Here is a 17,080-nt window from a genome sequence, read left to right on the forward strand (position 1 = left end):
GTAAGGAGCTGAATATGTGGTATTTCGCATGGATTTTAGGGACGCTTCTTGCCTGTGCATTTGGTGTCATCACTGCCCTGGCGCTTGAGCACGTGGAAGCGACCAAAGCGGGTGAAGAAAAACACTAATGAATATTATCGCGAAACTTTACGCGGTAATGGATAAGCGCCCGTTACGGGCGCTTTCTTTAGTGATGGCATTACTGCTGGCAGGTTGTATCTTCTGGGACCCTTCGCGCTTCGCAGCGAAAACCAGCGAGCTTGAAATCTGGCACGGCTTCCTCATTATGTGGGCGGTGTGCGCAGGTGTGATCCACGGCGTGGGCTTTCGTCCGAAAGCCGTTCACTGGCAGGGGATTTTTTGCCCGCTCATTGCCGATCTGGTGCTTCTCGCCGGTTTGATTTTCTTCTTCTTCTGAATAAGAAATGTCCGTTAACGTTATGGGCTTACCCGAGCCCATAAAAATTTACTCTCCGTTTACTTTCTCCCATTCCAAACCATCATTCCCGCGCGTATAGTAGCGAAGTTTAAAAGCTCTAACTTTTGTTGCATTACTGGGATGTAAAGTGAATACAACGCTGTTTCGATGGCCGGTTCGTGTCTATTACGAAGATACCGATGCCGGTGGTGTGGTTTACCACGCCAGCTACGTTGCTTTTTATGAACGGGCACGCACAGAGATGCTGCGCCATCATCACTTTAGTCAACAGGTGCTGTTGGCTGAGCGAGTTGCCTTCGTGGTACGCAAGATGACGCTTGAGTATTTTGCGCCTGCCAGACTCGACGATATGCTCGAAGTCCAAACTGAAATTACATCAATGCGCGGGACCTCACTGGTTTTCACGCAGCGGATAGTCAACGCAGAGAACACCGTACTGAACTCAGCTGAAGTACTGATTGTTTGTGTTGATCCAACCATAATGAAGCCTCGTGCGCTTCCTAAGTCTATTGTCGCGGAGTTTAAGCAGTGACTGACATGAATATCCTTGATTTGTTCCTGAAGGCAAGCCTTCTGGTTAAACTTATCATGTTGATTTTGATTGGTTTTTCAATCGCATCCTGGGCCATCATCATCCAGAGAACGCGTATCCTCAATGCCGCTGGCCGTGAAGCTGAAGCGTTTGAAGATAAGTTCTGGTCGGGTATTGAGCTTTCTCGTCTGTACCAGGAAAGCCAGGGACGCCGTGAAAACCTTACTGGCTCCGAACAAATTTTCTATAGCGGCTTCAAAGAGTTCGCCCGCCTGCACCGCGCAAACAATCATGCGCCGGAAGCGGTCGTGGAAGGTGCCTCGCGTGCGATGCGTATCTCGATGAACCGTGAGCTGGAAAACCTTGAAACGCATATTCCTTTCCTCGGGACGGTAGGTTCCATCAGCCCGTATATCGGTCTGTTTGGTACCGTTTGGGGGATCATGCACGCCTTTATCGCGCTTGGCGCGGTGAAGCAGGCGACGTTGCAGATGGTTGCCCCGGGTATTGCAGAAGCACTGATTGCGACCGCTATCGGTCTGTTTGCCGCAATCCCGGCGGTTATGGCTTATAACCGTCTGAACCAGCGCGTGAACAAACTGGAACTGAACTACGACAACTTTATGGAAGAGTTCACTGCGATTCTGCACCGTCAGGCGTTTACCAGCACCGAGAGCAACAAGGGGTAAACCATGGCCAGATCGCGTGGACGAGGTCGTCGCGAGCTCAAGTCCGAAATCAATATCGTTCCACTGCTGGACGTTCTTTTGGTACTGCTGCTGATCTTTATGGCGACAGCGCCAATCATTACCCAGAGTGTGGAAGTGGATCTGCCGGATGCGACAGAATCACAGGCGGTGAGCACAAATGACGATCCTCCGGTTATCATTGAGGTTTCCGGCGTAGGGCAATACAGCGTAGTGGTAGAAAAAGATCGTATGGATCAGCTTCCACCCGAGCAGGTTATTGCTGAAGCGCAGCGTCGCCTGGAGTCAAATCCGAAAACGGTCTTCTTAATCGGTGGCGCGAAAGACGTACCATACGATGAAATTATTAAAGCGCTGAACTTGCTACATAGTGCGGGTGTTAAGTCAGTTGGCTTAATGACTCAACCTATTTGATCATCCGCGTAGTTTTTGGGAACCGATAGTGTCAAAGGCAACCGAACAGAACGACAAGCTTAAGCGAGCGATAATCGTCTCCGCAGTGCTGCACGTTATTCTCTTTGCAGCGCTGATCTGGAGTTCGTTCGACGAGCATATTGATGCATCAGCCGGCGGCGGTGGAGGGTCTTCCATTGATGCTGTGATGGTGGATCCCGGTGCGGTAGTACAAAACTATAATCGCCAACAACAGCAGAAGGCGAGTGCAAAACGGGCTGAAGAGCAGCGTGAAAAACAGTCGCAACAGCAAGCGGAAGAACTGCGTGAAAAGCAGGCCGCCGAGCAGGAGCGTCTGAAGCAGCTTGAGAAAGAACGTTTGCAGGCGCAGGAAGCCGCGAAAGAGCAGGCAGAACAGCAGAAACAAGCGGAAGCCGCAGCGAAACAAGCCCAGCAACAGCAGAAGCAGGCGGAAGAGGCGGCTGCAAAAGCCGCAGCGGACGCCAAAGCGCAGGCTGATGCTCAGGCAAAATTAGCGGCCGAAGCGGCGAAGAAAGCGGCTGCTGATGCTCAGAAGCAAGCTGAAGCGGAAGCCGCGAAAAAAGCCGCTGCTGATGCCCAGAAGAAAGCCGAAGCAGAAGCTGCGAAGAAAGCGGCTGCTGATGCTCAGAAGAAAGCCGAAGCGAAAGCCGCTGCTGACGCTCAGAAGAAAGCTGAAGCAGAAGCCGCGAAGAAAGCCGCTCAGGAAGCAGAGAAGAAAGCTGCTGCCGAGGCTGCGAAGAAAGCGGCTGCTGCTGAGAAAGCTGCGGCAGAAAAAGCGGCAGCAGCAGAAAAAGCCGCTGCTGATAAAAAAGCTGCAGCTGAGAAGGCCGCTGCCGATAAGAAAGCCGCGGCTGAAAAAGCGGCTGCGAAAAAGGCTGCCGCCGCTGAAAAAGCCGCAGCTGCTGCCGGTGTTGACGATCTGTTGGGCGACCTGAGCTCCGGTAAGAATGCGCCGAAAACTGGCGGTGGGGCGAAAGGAAACAACGCAGCGCCGACGGGAAGTGGTAACACTAAGAGTAACGGTGCTACTGGCGCTGAGATCAATGACTATAAGAACCAGATAGCTGCGGCTATATCCAGCAGGCTTAACGATAAATCACTGTATACCGGGAAAACGTGCAGGCTGCATATTAAGCTGGCTCCTGACGGTTTGGTGAAGAGCGTTGAGTCAGAAGGCGGGGATGAAGCATTATGCCAGGCCGCGCTTGTGGCGGTTAACCAGGCCAAATTGCCTAAACCACCTACTCAGGCTGTCTACGAGGTATTTAAAGATGCCTCGCTGAACTTTAAGCCATAAGCAGAGCGGTAACGGTACCCCCGTTAACGGGTTCTGATAGTTTTGTGTATATGAGTTTGTTAACCTTCTGCTAAATTATCCAGGACTTATTGTTCGGATAAGGGAGATATGATGAAGCAGGCATTACGATTAGCTTTTGGTTTTTTAGTACTGTTAACTGCAACAGTACATGCAACGGTCAGCATCGACATTACTGACTGGAACGACTCGGCACGCCCAATCGGTGTTGTTCCGTTCCAGTGGGCCGGTCCTGGCGCTGCACCTGAAGATGCCGGTGGCATCGTGGCGGCTGACCTGCGTAACAGCGGTAAATTCAACCCGTTAGACCGTTCTCGTCTGCCTCAGCAGCCGGGTAGCGCGCAGGAAGTACAGCCTGCGGCATGGTCTGCACTGGGTATTGATGCCGTGGTTGTGGGTCAGGTTACCCCTAACCCGGATGGTTCTTACAACGTGGCCTGGCAGCTGGTTGATACCGGCGGCGCACCAGGTACCGTTCTGGCACAGAACTCTTACAAGGTCACTAAACAGTACCTGCGCTATGCGGCACACGCCGCCAGCGATGGGGTATTCGAAAAACTGACCGGCATCAAAGGTGCATTCCGTACACGTATTGCTTATGTGGTCCAGACCAACGGTGGTCAGTTCCCGTATGAGCTGCGCGTATCTGATTACGACGGCTACAATCAGTTCCTGGTGAAACGTTCTTCCCAGCCTCTGATGTCTCCAGCCTGGTCTCCGGATGGCTCTAAACTGGCCTACGTAACCTTCGAAAGCGGACGTTCTGCGCTGGTTATCCAGACGCTGGCTAACGGTGCTGTTCGTCAGGTGGCGTCATTCCCTCGTCACAACGGTGCGCCTTCGTTCTCTCCGGACGGGTCGAAACTGGCCTTTGCGCTGTCTAAAACCGGTAGCCTGAACCTGTACGTGATGGACATTGGCTCTGGCCAGATCCGTCAGGTGACCGATGGTCGTAGCAACAATACCGAACCATCATGGTTCCCGGACAGTCAAAACCTGGCATTTACCTCTGACCAGGCAGGCCGTCCACAAATCTATAAAGTGAACATTAACGGCGGTGCTCCGCAGCGTATTTCCTGGGAAGGTTCTCAGAACCAGAACTCAGACGTGAGCAGCGACGGTAAATTTATGGTAATGGTGAGCTCCAACGGTGGGCAGCAGCACATTGCCAAACAAGATCTGGTAGCGGGTGGCGTTCAAGTTCTGTCGTCAACGTTCCTGGATGAAACGCCAAGTCTGGCACCTAACGGCACTATGGTAATCTACAGCTCTTCTCAGGGGATGGGATCTGTGCTGAATCTGGTTTCTACAGATGGGCGTTTCAAAGCGCGTATTCCGGCAACTGATGGACAGGTAAAATCACCTGCCTGGTCGCCGTATCTGTAAATAATAATTAATTGATTACTAAAGGAATCATAGAAATGCAACTGAACAAAGTGCTGAAGGGGCTGATGATCGCTCTGCCTGTAATGGCAATCGCAGCGTGTTCTTCTAACAAGAATGCCAGCAATGACCAGAGCGGCGAAGGCATGATGGGTGCCGGCACCGGTATGGACGCGAACGGCAATGGCAACATGTCTTCTGAAGAGCAAGCGCGTCTTCAGATGCAGCAGCTGCAGCAGAACAACATCGTTTACTTCGATCTGGATAAATACGACATCCGTTCTGACTTCGCTGCGATGCTGGACGCTCACGCTAACTTCCTGCGTAGCAACCCATCTTACAAAGTCACCGTAGAAGGTCACGCGGACGAACGTGGTACTCCAGAGTACAACATCTCCCTGGGTGAACGTCGTGCTAACGCTGTTAAAATGTACCTGCAGGGTAAAGGCGTTTCTGCTGACCAGATCTCCATCGTTTCTTACGGTAAAGAAAAACCTGCAGTACTGGGTCACGACGAAGCGGCTTACTCCAAAAACCGTCGTGCCGTACTGGTTTACTAAGAGAATTGCATGAGCAGTAACTTCAGACATCATCTGTTGAGTCTGTCGTTACTGGTTGGAATAGCGGCCCCCTGGGCCGCTTTTGCTCAGGCACCAATCAGTAGTGTCGGCTCAGGCTCGGTAGAAGACCGGGTCACTCAACTCGAGCGTATTTCTAACGCTCACAGCCAGCTTTTAACCCAGCTCCAGCAACAACTTTCTGATAACCAAAGCGATATTGACTCTCTCCGCGGACAGATTCAGGAAAGCCAGTATCAGCTTAACCAGGTTGTGGAACGTCAAAAGCAAATCTTGTTGCAGATTGATAGCCTGAGCAGCGGTGGTGGTGCAGCACAAGCACAGCCAGCAGCAGGCGATCAGAGTGGTGCGGCGACATCTGCACCGGCAGCGGATGCGTCTGCTTCAACAGGCGCGCCTGTACAGAGCGGTGACGCGAATACGGATTACAACGCTGCCATTGCCCTGGTGCAGGATCAATCTCGTCAGGATGAGGCGCTTGCTGCGTTTCAGAGCTTCGTTAAGAAATACCCTGATTCCACTTATCAGCCAAATGCGAATTACTGGCTCGGTCAGCTGAATTACAACAAGGGTAAAAAGGACGATGCGGCGTTTTATTTTGCCTCCGTGGTGAAAAACTACCCGAAATCGCCAAAAGCGCCTGATGCGATGTACAAAGTGGGCGTTATCATGCAGGACAAAGGCGACACTGCGAAAGCCAAAGCGGTTTATCAGCAGGTGGTTGCAAAATTCCCGGGTACCGAAGGTGCTAAGCAGGCGCAAAAACGTCTGAATTCGATGGGATGATTATCGCATGACCAGAAATCGCGTTATTTCTGGTCGTGCAGCATGATTACTAAGCAGTTAAGTGATCTTCATCGAAATTTTTGTTGCGCTGAATTCTTAAATCAGTAATATATGCCGCCGTTGCCACGGGATATCAAACAACGTGAAAACAGCGTAAAAGTGGGTCGTTAGCTCAGTTGGTAGAGCAGTTGACTTTTAATCAATTGGTCGCAGGTTCGAATCCTGCACGACCCACCACTTAACGCAATACCGGCAGTACAGAGTGGGTGATTAGCTCAGTTGGTAGAGCATCTCCTTTACACGGAGGGGGTCGGCGGTTCGAGCCCGTCATCACCCACCACTCGGGTCGTTAGCTCAGTTGGTAGAGCAGTTGACTTTTAATCAATTGGTCGCAGGTTCGAATCCTGCACGACCCACCACTTAAAAGTGGAACCGAGTAAAAATCTTCGAAGTCAGCACCCGAATGGGTCGTTAGCTCAGTTGGTAGAGCAGTTGACTTTTAATCAATTGGTCGCAGGTTCGAATCCTGCACGACCCACCACTTCGAAGAAAAAAATCCCGCAAGGGGTCGTTAGCTCAGTTGGTAGAGCAGTTGACTTTTAATCAATTGGTCGCAGGTTCGAATCCTGCACGACCCACCAATGTAAAAAAGCGCCCTAAAGGCGCTTTTTTGCTATCTGCAGATCCTTAGCCTAAAACACACTGCCTGATGGCGCTGCGCTTATCAGGCCTACGAAAAAAGTAGGTCGGGTAAGGCGAAGTCGCCACCCGACAAATGCTCCCCGCACCTATTTCCGGTGACTTTTCACTCCAGATTCGCTATCTTGTTTAGTATACAAAACACAATTGCCGTGCGTTTTGCTATGTCAGGCAAAAGAAAGGCAATATTGTTAAGCCAGTAAAACGAGAAGCCATAATGAGCGTGATGTTTGATCCTGAAGCCGCAATCTATCCGTTTCCGCCAAAACCTGTCCCGCTGAGCCAGGATGAAAAGCAATTCTACCGCGAGAAGATTAAGCGTCTTCTTAAAGAGCGAGATGCGGTGATGGTGGCCCATTACTATACCGATCCAGAAATTCAGCAGCTGGCGGAAGAGACCGGGGGCTGTATTTCTGACTCACTGGAGATGGCGCGCTTCGGTGCAAGGCATCCTGCTTCCACGCTACTGGTCGCTGGCGTGCGCTTTATGGGTGAAACGGCAAAGATCCTCAGCCCTGAAAAAACCATTCTGATGCCAACGCTTAACGCGGAGTGTTCACTGGATCTCGGCTGCCCGATTGACGAATTCACCGCGTTCTGCGACGCCCATCCTGACCGGACCGTGGTGGTTTACGCCAATACCTCCGCGGCGGTAAAAGCGCGGGCAGACTGGGTGGTCACGTCAAGCATCGCCGTTGAACTGATTGAACACCTGGACAGTATGGGTGAGAAAATTATCTGGGCGCCTGACCGCCATCTCGGAAATTATGTCCAGAAGCAGACGGGTGCTGACGTTCTCTGCTGGCAGGGCGCCTGCATCGTGCACGACGAATTCAAAACTCAGGCGCTGGCCCGCATGAAGGCGCTTTATCCTGAGGCCGCCATTCTTGTTCACCCTGAATCACCGCAGTCGATTGTCGACATGGCGGATGCTGTGGGTTCAACCAGCCAGCTTATTAGCGCTGCCAGAACGTTGCCTAACAGGCAGCTTATCGTCGCGACCGATCGCGGTATTTTCTACAAGATGCAGCAGGCCGTGCCGGAGAAAGAGCTTCTTGAAGCGCCAACGGCAGGCGAGGGGGCAACGTGCCGCAGCTGTGCGCACTGCCCGTGGATGGCGATGAACGGCCTGAAGGCCATTGCCGAAGGGCTTGAGACCGGCGGTGCAGCGCATGAAATTCATGTGGATGCTGCTCTGCGTGAAGGTGCGTTAATTCCGCTTAACCGCATGCTGGATTTTGCGGCTACACTACGTACTTAATTCAATACGCCCAGGGGAAAAGATGGATTTTTTTAGCACGCAGAACATTCTGGTTCATATACCGATTGGTGCAGGTGGCTATGACCTGTCATGGATTGAGGCCGTTGGCACGCTGGCGGGATTACTGTGTATCTGGCTCGCCAGCCTGGAGAAGATTAGCAACTACGCGTTCGGGCTCATTAACGTCACGCTGTTTGCGATTATCTTCTTCCAGATCCAGCTCTATGCCAGCCTGCTTTTGCAGCTGTTCTTCTTTGCCGCCAATATTTACGGCTGGTACGCGTGGTCGCGTCAGAACAGCCAGCAGGAGGCCGAGCTTCAAATCCGCTGGCTGCCGTTGCCAAAAGCCATCGCCTGGCTTGCCGCCTGCGTGGTGGCCATTGGTTTAATGACCGTCTATATCAACCCGGTGTTTGCGTTCCTGACCCGCGTTGCCGTTACGGTCATGTCCGGTATCGGCCTGAATGTGACGATGCCGGAGCTCCAGCCGGATGCCTTCCCGTTCTGGGATTCCTGCATGATGGTACTGTCGATTGCGGCAATGATCCTGATGACCCGCAAATACGTTGAGAACTGGCTGCTGTGGGTCATCATTAACGTTATCAGCGTGGTGATTTTTGCTCTGCAGGGCGTCTATGCCATGTCGCTGGAATATCTGCTTCTGACCTTCATCGCGCTGAACGGTAGCCGGATGTGGATTAACAGCGCGCGTGAGCGTGGCTCTCACGCGCTTTCCAGCTAGTGGTGATGATGATGTGAATGGCCGGACTGCGCCTCGTTAAGGTGGCAGTCCGGCCCGTTACAGGGCTGATACTCCATCTGGATGGTGGCGTGGCCAATTTCGTAGTGATGTTCAAGGAAGTGCTGGATGCGTTCTAGCAGCGCATCGTGGTCGTGCGGCGGGATGACCTGAACGTGCAGCGTCATGACCGGTTTCTCCCCTACTAGCCAGACATGAACATGATGAACGTTGCGGACTTCCGGGACAGAGCGGCGCAGGTTGCGCTTAAGCTCGTCGATATCCATGGAGGCCGGTGCCCCTTCAAGCAGTTCATTGACGCTCTCCTTCAGCAGCCGCCAGGCGCTGCGCAAGACCAGACACGATACCAGCACGGACAGAATCGGATCGACAGGCGTCCAGCCGGTATAAAGGATCACCAGCGCGGCCACGATCGCCCCGACTGAACCGAGCAAATCGCCCAGCACGTGCAGGGCGGCCGCCCGCACGTTGAGGTTCTTCTCCCCGCTGCCGCGGTGCAAAATCCAGAATGCCAGAATATTCGCTACCAGCCCTGCCACGGCAATCACCATCATTGTCGTCCCGGCGATGGGCTGAGGGTGCCTGAAGCGCTGTACGGCCTCCCAGACGATAAGAACGGTAATGACCACCAGCGCAATGGCGTTAACAAACGCGGCAAGGGTGGTCAGCCTCAGCCAGCCGAAGGTATGGCGCGCATTTGGAGGACGACGAGCAAACTGCACGGCCAGCAGAGCGAAGAGCAGCGCGGCTGCATCGGTCAGCATATGTCCGGCATCAGCCAGAAGTGCCAGAGAGCCGGAAACCAGCCCGCCAATGACTTCGATAACCATAAACGTTGCCGTGACGCCAAAGGCCAGCATCAGTCGTTTAGCGTTGTCGTTGCCCGGGGTATGTGAGTGTGAATGGGTGTGCGCCATGTCTGCTTTCCTGATTTATTATTGTTTTTAGTGTAGCGTTTTTAATGGGTTGCTCCAAAAAGAAAGGAGAGCCTGAGCTCTCCTTTTTCTTCCGATCGCAACGGATTATTGGGTCGTGCCATCGGTTTTGGTATTGGCATCATCGCCCACTTTGTCATTCGCGTCCGGGCAACGACCGTCTTTACACATCGTGTTTTTGTGAACCTCATCCTTGCTCATATTGTCATGATTCATGGTGCCGGAGTCGGTACCATTAGGGTGCAGCATCGTGCCGCCGGTGTTCGTGTTCCCGGTATTAATTTGGCTATTATCGACATTGTTCGGGGCGACATTCTGTTTGGCATCAGGGGCCACCTGGCCTGCTGACGCAGCCGCGTTAGCATCGCCGTTACCCGATGAGCTCGTTTCCGCCGCAAGGACGCTGCCGCTTGCCAGGGTGAGTGTGGCAGTCAGGAAGAGGGTTGCCAGTTTTGTCATTTTCATCATGGTGCTCCTGTTCTGGTCGTTACGCTGGATAACATTCTCCAACAGTGCGTCTTTTCAGAGGCGAAAGATCCCGCCTTACCGACTTACGTCAGTAGGGAATCGCGTTTAAGCGTGTAAAAATGGTTGTTACAGTTAAAAAGCTTAGGTTAGATCTCGTTTTTCGCTATTTTGTGGCGATTTTTAGGCGAATTCCAGGAATTATCTGCGTGAAGTGTAAAACCGTGTTTACACTTCCTGGTCGACAAGATAGATTGAAAGGATTGCTTTCATTACTAAAGATATGGCAGAGCTGGAAAGAAAATGAATTATCAGAACGACGATTTACGCATTAAAGAGATCAATGAGTTATTACCTCCTGTAGCACTCCTTGAGAAATTCCCCGCCACTGAAAATGCCGCAAACACGGTTTCTCATGCTCGTAAAGCGATCCATAAGATCCTGAAAGGTAATGACGATCGTCTTCTGGTGGTGATTGGGCCGTGCTCTATCCACGACCCGGCAGCCGCGAAAGAGTACGCCGCCCGTCTGCTCACCCTGCGTGAAGAGCTGAAAGGCGAGCTGGAAATCGTGATGCGCGTGTACTTTGAAAAGCCGCGTACCACCGTGGGCTGGAAAGGGCTGATTAACGATCCGCATATGGATAACAGCTTCCAGATCAACGACGGTCTGCGCATCGCGCGCAAGCTGCTGCTGGAGATCAACGACAGCGGCCTGCCCGCGGCCGGTGAGTTTCTGGATATGATCACGCCACAATACCTGGCGGACCTGATGAGCTGGGGCGCAATTGGTGCCCGTACCACTGAATCTCAGGTTCACCGCGAGCTGGCTTCCGGCCTCTCTTGCCCGGTTGGTTTTAAAAACGGCACGGATGGCACGATGAAGGTGGCTATTGATGCCATCAATGCCGCTGGCGCACCGCACTGCTTCCTGTCCGTAACCAAATGGGGTCATTCCGCCATCGTTAACACCAGCGGCAACGGTGACTGCCATATCATTTTGCGCGGCGGCAAAGAGCCAAACTACAGTGCAAAACATGTCGCAGAAGTGAAGGTCGGGCTGGAAAAAGCCGGGCTACCGCCGCAGGTCATGATCGATTTCAGCCATGCCAACTCCAGCAAGCAGTTCAAAAAGCAGATGGAAGTGGGTGCAGACGTCTGCCAGCAGATTGCCGGCGGTGAGAAGGCGGTGATTGGCGTGATGATCGAAAGCCATCTGGTTGAAGGTAACCAGAACCTGGAAGGCAGCGAACCGCTGGTTTACGGTAAGAGCGTCACCGATGCCTGTATCGGCTGGGAAGATACCGACACGATCCTGCGTCAGCTGGCGAACGCGGTAAAAGCGCGTCGCGGTTAATGCGAATGCAGAAATAAAAAAGCGCGGAAGGCTCCGCGCTTTTTTTATGTCCTGCGAAAATTACTTCGCTTTACCCTGGTTCGCAACAGCCGCTGCTTTCGCCGCGATTTCTTCCGCGTTACCCAGATAGTAATGTTTGATTGGCTTGAAGTTTTCGTCGAACTCATACACCAGCGGTACGCCAGTTGGGATGTTCAGTTCGAGGATTTCGTCTTCACCCATGTTGTCCAGGTATTTCACCAGCGCACGCAGGGAGTTACCGTGAGCGGCGATGATCACGCGCTCGCCGCTTTTCAGGCGTGGCAGAATGGTTTCGTTCCAGTAAGGCACAACGCGGTCGATGGTCAGCGCCAGGCTCTCGGTGGTTGGCAGCTCAGCGTCGGTCAGTTTCGCGTAGCGTGGGTCGTGGCCCGGGTAACGCTCGTCATCTTTGGTCAGCTCCGGTGGCGTAATTGCGAAACCGCGGCGCCACTGTTTAACCTGCTCGTCACCGTATTTCTCGGCGGTTTCTGCTTTGTTCAGACCCTGCAGCGCACCGTAGTGACGCTCGTTCAGTTTCCAGGATTTCTCAACCGGCAGCCAGGCCTGATCCAGTTCGTCAAGAACGTTCCACAGGGTGTGGATGGCACGTTTCAGCACAGAGGTGTAAGCAAAATCAAAGCTGAAGCCTTCTTCCTTCAGCAGTTTACCTGCTGCTTTTGCTTCGCTTACGCCTTTCTCGGACAGATCAACGTCGTACCAACCGGTAAAGCGGTTTTCGTTGTTCCACTGGCTTTCGCCGTGACGCACCAGAACCAGCTTAGTAATAGCCATCTCTTACTCCTCAAGCATTTTTAGAATGATAACAATTCTCATTATATTGCCATGGCTGTGCCACCAGCAACGCTTAACCCTAACCATAGCGAAAATAGTCTCTGAGTGTAAGATGCTTGTGAATCCAGGGTTATGATTTTGTCTGCAATCGGCGCTATTTTCAGCAAAGCGGGCAGAAAAAAGCCCTCCGATGGGAGGGCTGAAAATTAATGCGGAATAAAATGGTATTCCGTCACGCTAACGTACTCTTCACCCGGGCGCAGCACGCAGTCTGGCTGCGGCCATTCCGGATGATTCGGGCTGTCCGGCAGGAACTCGCTCTCCAGCGCCAGGCCTTGCCAGTCGCTGTACTCATCGTGTTCGCGCGCCGTCGTGCCGCCAAGGTAGTTGCCCGAGTAGAACTGCAGGGCAGGGGCGGTGGTATACACCGTCATCTGCAGCTTCTCATCCGCAGACCAGACCTGTGCGGCAGGCTGTTTCACATCGCCTTTGGCCTGCAGCAGGAAAGCGTGGTCGTAACCTTTAACCTTGCGCTGATCGTCATCACTCAGGAAATCCTGGGCGATGGTTTTCGCGCTGCGGAAGTCAAAGCTGGTGCCGCTCACGGATTTCAGGCCCTGATACGGAATGCCCATCTCGTCAACCGGCAAATAGTCATCCGCAAGGATTTGCAGCTTGTGGTTACGTACGTCGCACTGGTTACCGTCCAGATTGAAGTAGGCGTGATTGGTCATATTAACCGGACACGGCTTGTCAACCGTCGCACGGTATTCAATGGCGATACGGTTGTCGTCGGTCAGCGTAAAGCGTGCGGAGGCGCTCAGGTTTCCCGGGAAGCCCTGATCGCCATCAAGCGAATCCAGTGAGAACTGCACTTCGCCGTCGTTTTGGCGAACAATTTTCCAGCGTCGTTTATCAAAGCCTTCCGGTCCGCCGTGCAGCTGGTTCTCACCCTGGCTAGGGAGCAGGGCGTAATGCACGCCGTCGAGCTCAAAGCGGCTTTTCGCGATGCGGTTAGCATAGCGGCCTACGGACGCGCCCAGATAGGCGGACTGATTGATATATTGCTCCGGCGAGGCGCAGCCGAGAAGGGTTTCGCGTACGCTGCCATCCGGCATGGGAACGCGGGCGGAAAGCAGCGTGGCTCCCCAGTCCATCAGCGTAACCACCATCCCCGCGCTGTTGCGCAGGGTTAACAGGCGATACGGCAGACCATCCGGTGCGAGGGTAGGTGTTTCATTTAGCACTGTCCGGCTCCTTGTGATGCTTTACACACGTAGAAGGTTTCTTTAATTCCCGTTTTCGCTTCGTACTGTTTTTCTACCGCCTGCTGGACGGCAGGTACAAGTTCTTCCGGCACCAGGGCAACGATGCAGCCCCCGAAGCCGCCGCCGGTCATGCGGACGCCGCCTTTATCGCCAATCGCTGCTTTTACGATCTCAACCAGCGTGTCGACTTGCGGCACGGTGATTTCGAAATCGTCGCGCATGGAGGCATGAGATTCCGCCATCAGCTCACCCATACGCTTCAGGTCGCCTTTCGCCAGCGCGGACGCGGCTTCAACGGTACGGGCATTTTCCGTCAGCACGTGGCGAACGCGTTTGGCAACGACCGGATCCAGCTCGTGTGCCACCTTATTAAATTCATTGAGCGTCACGTCGCGCAGGGCAGGCTGCTGGAAGAAGCGAGCACCCGTTTCGCATTGTTCGCGACGCGTGTTGTATTCGCTGCCTACCAGCGTGCGTTTAAAGTTGCTGTTGATAATCACCACAGCCGCGCCCTTCGGCAGAGGAACGGCTTTGGTGCCAAGTGAACGGCAGTCGATCAGCAGAGCGTGTTCTTTTTTGCCCAGCGCGGAGATCAGCTGGTCCATGATGCCGCAGTTACAGCCCACGAACTGGTTTTCTGCTTCCTGGCCGTTCAGGGCAATTTGCGCGCCGTCCAGCGGCAGATGATAAAGCTGCTGGAAGACGGTGCCCACGGCGACTTCCAGAGACGCAGAGGAGCTTAAGCCCGCACCCTGCGGCACGTTGCCGCTGATCACTAAATCCGCGCCGCCAAAGTTCTTGTTACGCTTCTGCAGATGCTTCACCACGCCGCGCACGTAATTAGACCACTGCTGGCTGTCGTGCGTCACGATCGGCGCATCGAGGGAAAACTCGTCCGTCTCATCACCATAATCCGCGGCAATCACGCGAACTTTACGGTCGTCGCGCTTCGCGCAGCTGATGACCGTCTGGTAATCAATGGCGCACGGCAGAACAAAGCCGTCGTTGTAGTCGGTGTGTTCACCAATCAGGTTGACGCGGCCAGGCGCCTGGATAACGTGGATGGCAGGGTAGCCGAATTTTTCAGCAAACAGGGATTGTGTTTTATCTTTCAGACTCATTTTTAGACTCCTGATTCGCGATAGTGGACGTCGCTAACGGCGCGCAGACGTTCTGCCGCCTGTTCCGCCGTCAGGTCACGCTGGGTTTCCGCCAGCATTTCATAGCCCACCATAAATTTACGCACCGTCGCAGAGCGCAGCAGCGGCGGATAGAAATGGGCGTGCAGCTGCCAGTGCTGATTCTCTTCCCCGTTAAACGGTGCGCCGTGCCAGCCCATTGAGTACGGGAAGGAGCACTGGAACAGGTTGTCATAACGGCTGGTCAGTTTTTTCAGCGCCAGAGCAAGGTCGTCGCGCTGCGCGTCGCTGAGTTCGGTAATGCGCTGTACGTGCACTTTCGGCAGCAGCAGCGTTTCAAACGGCCAGGCTGCCCAGTAAGGCACGACGGCCAGCCAGTGTTCGGTTTCCACCACGGTGCGGCTGCCGTCTGCCAGCTCGCGGCGGGTGTAATCCACCAGCATTGGCGAGCCATTTTCGGCGTAATACGCTTTTTGCAGACGGTCTTCACGCTCGGCTTCGTTAGGCAGGAAGCTGTTCGCCCAGATCTGGCCGTGCGGATGCGGGTTGGAGCAACCCATGGCCGCGCCTTTGTTTTCAAAGACCTGCACCCACGGGTAAGTCTGACCCAACTCTGCGGTTTGCGTCTGCCAGGTGCTCACTACTTCTTTCAGCGCCTCAACGCTCAGCTCCGGCAGCGTTTTGCTGTGGTCGGGCGAGAAGCAGATCACGCGGCTGGTACCGCGCGCGCTTTCGCAGCGCATCAGCGGGTCGTGGCTTTCCGGCGCGTCCGGCGTGTCGGTCATCAGGGCAGCGAAATCGTTGGTGAAAACGAAGGTGCCTTTGTAATCCGGGTTCTTATCTCCCGTCACGCGCGTATTGCCCGGACAGAGGAAGCAGTCCGGGTCGTGCTGCGGCAGCGTTTGTTTCGCAGGCGTTTCCTGCGCCCCCTGCCAGGGGCGCTTGGCGCGATGCGGAGAAACCAAAATCCATTGCCCGCTTAACGGGTTAAAACGACGATGCGGATGATCGACGGGATTAAACGAAGTCATGACGGATCCTTAGTCCGGATAACCCTGCGGATGGCGCGACTGCCAGTGCCAGGTATCCTGTGCCATTTCATCAAGCGTGCGGGTAACACGCCAGTTAAGCTCTTTATCGGCTTTGGTGGCATCGGCCCAGTAAGCAGGCAGGTCGCCATCACGACGCGGGGCGAAGTGGTAGCTCACCGGCTTACCGCAGGCTTTGCTGAAGGCATTAACCACATCCAGCACGCTGCTGCCGACCCCGGCACCGAGGTTGTAAATATGCACGCCCGGCTTATTGGCCAGCTGCTGCATCGCTGCCACGTGGCCGTCGGCCAGATCCATCACGTGGATGTAGTCGCGCACGCCTGTACCGTCTTCGGTTGGGTAGTCGTTACCAAAAATAGCCAGCGAGTCGCGGCGGCCCACGGCAACCTGGGCGATATACGGCATCAGGTTATTTGGAATGCCCTGCGGGTCTTCACCCATATCGCCAGACGGATGGGCGCCAACCGGGTTGAAGTAGCGCAGCAGGGCGATGCTCCACTCCGGCTGGGCTTTTTGCAGGTCGGTCAGGATCTGCTCCACCATCAGTTTGCTCTTGCCATACGGGCTTTGCGGCGTACCGGTAGGGAAGCTCTCAACGTAAGGAATTTTGGGCTGATCGCCGTAGACGGTGGCGGACGAGCTAAAGATGAAGTTTTTGACGTTGGCCGCACGCATGGCGGAGATGAGACGCAGCGTACCGTTGACGTTGTTGTCGTAATACTCGAGCGGTTTCGCAACGGATTCTCCGACGGCTTTCAGGCCGGCGAAGTGGATCACCGCTTCAATGGCGTGGTCGTGAAGGATCTCGGTCATCAGCGCTTCGTTGCGGATGTCGCCTTCCACGAAAGTAGGCTGTTTACCGCCAAGACGCTCAATCACAGGCAGCACGCTGCGCTTACTGTTGCACAGGTTATCAAGGATGATGACATCATGGCCGTTTTGCAGCAGCTGCACGCAGGTATGACTACCTATGTAACCGCTACCACCTGTTACCAGAACTCGCATATTTAGCTCCATTGGGCTTATGGTATGTAATAACCATAGCATAACAGAGACGCGAAAAGTGTGACATGGGATAAAATAGTGGAATCGTTTACACTGTTTTTAAAATCCGATTTTCAACCGCAATGGGGCATTGTAGATCAACGGGATAGAGA

Annotated in this window: 19 protein-coding genes and 5 tRNA genes; 17 read left to right on the forward strand and 7 right to left on the reverse strand. The window is 53.9% G+C overall.

Features of this window, described 5'->3' with window-relative positions:
* The first annotated feature begins 14 nt into the window (after positions 1–14).
* The 16 genes from cydX (at position 15) to pnuC (ending at position 8,877) form a co-directional block, all read left to right on the forward strand.
* On the forward strand, positions 15–128 hold the full coding sequence (gene cydX, locus ACWHWP_RS06700) for a cytochrome bd-I oxidase subunit CydX (protein WP_003858598.1): 114 nt from the start codon (positions 15–17) through the stop codon (positions 126–128).
* The gene (gene ybgE, locus ACWHWP_RS06705) at positions 128–418 is read left to right on the forward strand and encodes a cyd operon protein YbgE (protein WP_008501100.1); all 291 of its coding nucleotides are present in this window, start codon (positions 128–130) and stop codon (positions 416–418) included. The genes cydX and ybgE overlap by 1 nt, the downstream gene beginning before the upstream one ends.
* 148 nt (positions 419–566) lie before the next feature.
* Positions 567–971 (forward strand): tol-pal system-associated acyl-CoA thioesterase, encoded by a 405-nt coding sequence (ybgC, locus tag ACWHWP_RS06710; protein ID WP_003858593.1) that lies wholly within the window; start codon positions 567–569, stop codon positions 969–971.
* Positions 968–1,660 (forward strand): Tol-Pal system protein TolQ, encoded by a 693-nt coding sequence (tolQ, locus tag ACWHWP_RS06715; RefSeq protein ID WP_008501101.1) that lies wholly within the window; start codon positions 968–970, stop codon positions 1,658–1,660. The genes ybgC and tolQ overlap by 4 nt, the downstream gene beginning before the upstream one ends.
* A 3-nt stretch (positions 1,661–1,663) precedes the next feature.
* Positions 1,664–2,092: a colicin uptake protein TolR gene (tolR, locus tag ACWHWP_RS06720; RefSeq protein ID WP_003858589.1), complete on the forward strand. Its 429-nt coding sequence runs from the start codon at positions 1,664–1,666 to the stop codon at positions 2,090–2,092.
* Positions 2,093–2,120: 28 nt separating this feature from the next.
* Positions 2,121–3,410, forward strand: a complete 1,290-nt coding sequence (gene tolA / locus ACWHWP_RS06725) for a cell envelope integrity protein TolA (protein WP_447855283.1) — start codon at positions 2,121–2,123, stop codon at positions 3,408–3,410.
* 111 nt (positions 3,411–3,521) lie between these two features.
* Positions 3,522–4,814, forward strand: coding sequence for a Tol-Pal system beta propeller repeat protein TolB (gene tolB, locus ACWHWP_RS06730; protein WP_063955533.1), 1,293 nt, complete (start codon positions 3,522–3,524; stop codon positions 4,812–4,814).
* Between the two features lie 35 nt (positions 4,815–4,849).
* Complete coding sequence (gene pal, locus ACWHWP_RS06735) at positions 4,850–5,371, forward strand: peptidoglycan-associated lipoprotein Pal (protein ID WP_003858578.1); 522 nt, start codon at positions 4,850–4,852, stop codon at positions 5,369–5,371.
* A 9-nt stretch (positions 5,372–5,380) separates the two neighbouring features.
* Positions 5,381–6,175: a cell division protein CpoB gene (gene cpoB, locus ACWHWP_RS06740; RefSeq protein WP_047347062.1), complete on the forward strand. Its 795-nt coding sequence runs from the start codon at positions 5,381–5,383 to the stop codon at positions 6,173–6,175.
* 161 nt (positions 6,176–6,336) lie between these two features.
* Positions 6,337–6,412, forward strand: a tRNA-Lys gene (locus ACWHWP_RS06745).
* A 27-nt stretch (positions 6,413–6,439) separates the two neighbouring features.
* A tRNA-Val gene (locus ACWHWP_RS06750) sits at positions 6,440–6,515 on the forward strand.
* A gap of 3 nt (positions 6,516–6,518) precedes the next feature.
* A tRNA-Lys gene (locus ACWHWP_RS06755) sits at positions 6,519–6,594 on the forward strand.
* Positions 6,595–6,640: 46 nt separating this feature from the next.
* Positions 6,641–6,716, forward strand: a tRNA-Lys gene (locus tag ACWHWP_RS06760).
* A 24-nt stretch (positions 6,717–6,740) separates the two neighbouring features.
* Positions 6,741–6,816 (forward strand) — tRNA-Lys (locus tag ACWHWP_RS06765).
* A 275-nt stretch (positions 6,817–7,091) separates the two neighbouring features.
* Positions 7,092–8,135 (forward strand): quinolinate synthase NadA, encoded by a 1,044-nt coding sequence (nadA, locus tag ACWHWP_RS06770; protein WP_063429978.1) that lies wholly within the window; start codon positions 7,092–7,094, stop codon positions 8,133–8,135.
* 22 nt (positions 8,136–8,157) lie between these two features.
* The gene (gene pnuC, locus ACWHWP_RS06775; RefSeq protein WP_059310944.1) at positions 8,158–8,877 is read left to right on the forward strand and encodes a nicotinamide riboside transporter PnuC; all 720 of its coding nucleotides are present in this window, start codon (positions 8,158–8,160) and stop codon (positions 8,875–8,877) included.
* On the opposite strand, the gene zitB is transcribed toward pnuC, so the two are convergent.
* Both zitB and ACWHWP_RS06785 read right to left on the reverse strand, forming a co-directional pair.
* Positions 8,874–9,812 (reverse strand): CDF family zinc transporter ZitB, encoded by a 939-nt coding sequence (gene zitB / locus ACWHWP_RS06780; RefSeq protein ID WP_047347059.1) that lies wholly within the window; start codon positions 9,810–9,812, stop codon positions 8,874–8,876. The genes pnuC and zitB overlap by 4 nt on opposite strands.
* Positions 9,813–9,917: 105 nt before the next feature.
* Positions 9,918–10,295 (reverse strand): YbgS-like family protein, encoded by a 378-nt coding sequence (locus ACWHWP_RS06785; RefSeq protein ID WP_047347058.1) that lies wholly within the window; start codon positions 10,293–10,295, stop codon positions 9,918–9,920.
* A 303-nt stretch (positions 10,296–10,598) separates the two neighbouring features.
* On the opposite strand from ACWHWP_RS06785, the gene aroG reads away from it, so the two are divergent.
* Positions 10,599–11,651 (forward strand): 3-deoxy-7-phosphoheptulonate synthase AroG, encoded by a 1,053-nt coding sequence (gene aroG, locus ACWHWP_RS06790; RefSeq protein WP_059310942.1) that lies wholly within the window; start codon positions 10,599–10,601, stop codon positions 11,649–11,651.
* A gap of 60 nt (positions 11,652–11,711) precedes the next feature.
* Here the strand turns inward: aroG and gpmA are convergent, their stop codons facing one another.
* The 5 genes from gpmA to galE form a co-directional block, all read right to left on the reverse strand.
* Positions 11,712–12,464, reverse strand: a complete 753-nt coding sequence (gene gpmA / locus ACWHWP_RS06795; RefSeq protein WP_023310804.1) for a 2,3-diphosphoglycerate-dependent phosphoglycerate mutase — start codon at positions 12,462–12,464, stop codon at positions 11,712–11,714.
* A 206-nt stretch (positions 12,465–12,670) separates the two neighbouring features.
* Positions 12,671–13,711, reverse strand: a complete 1,041-nt coding sequence (gene galM / locus ACWHWP_RS06800) for a galactose-1-epimerase (protein WP_063955537.1) — start codon at positions 13,709–13,711, stop codon at positions 12,671–12,673.
* Entirely contained in the window at positions 13,705–14,853 is a 1,149-nt protein-coding gene (gene galK / locus ACWHWP_RS06805) for a galactokinase (RefSeq protein WP_447855284.1), read from the reverse strand. The genes galM and galK overlap by 7 nt, the downstream gene beginning before the upstream one ends.
* A gap of 2 nt (positions 14,854–14,855) precedes the next feature.
* Positions 14,856–15,902 carry a galactose-1-phosphate uridylyltransferase gene (gene galT / locus ACWHWP_RS06810; RefSeq protein WP_063429982.1) on the reverse strand — a complete coding sequence of 349 codons (1,047 nt, stop codon included), beginning with the start codon at positions 15,900–15,902 and terminating at the stop codon, positions 14,856–14,858.
* 9 nt (positions 15,903–15,911) lie between these two features.
* Positions 15,912–16,928 carry a UDP-glucose 4-epimerase GalE gene (gene galE / locus ACWHWP_RS06815; protein ID WP_024908784.1) on the reverse strand — a complete coding sequence of 339 codons (1,017 nt, stop codon included), beginning with the start codon at positions 16,926–16,928 and terminating at the stop codon, positions 15,912–15,914.
* Positions 16,929–17,080: the final 152 nt, after the last annotated feature.

The sequence above is a fragment of the Enterobacter sp. WI-ESBL-E8 genome (assembly GCF_053364895.1).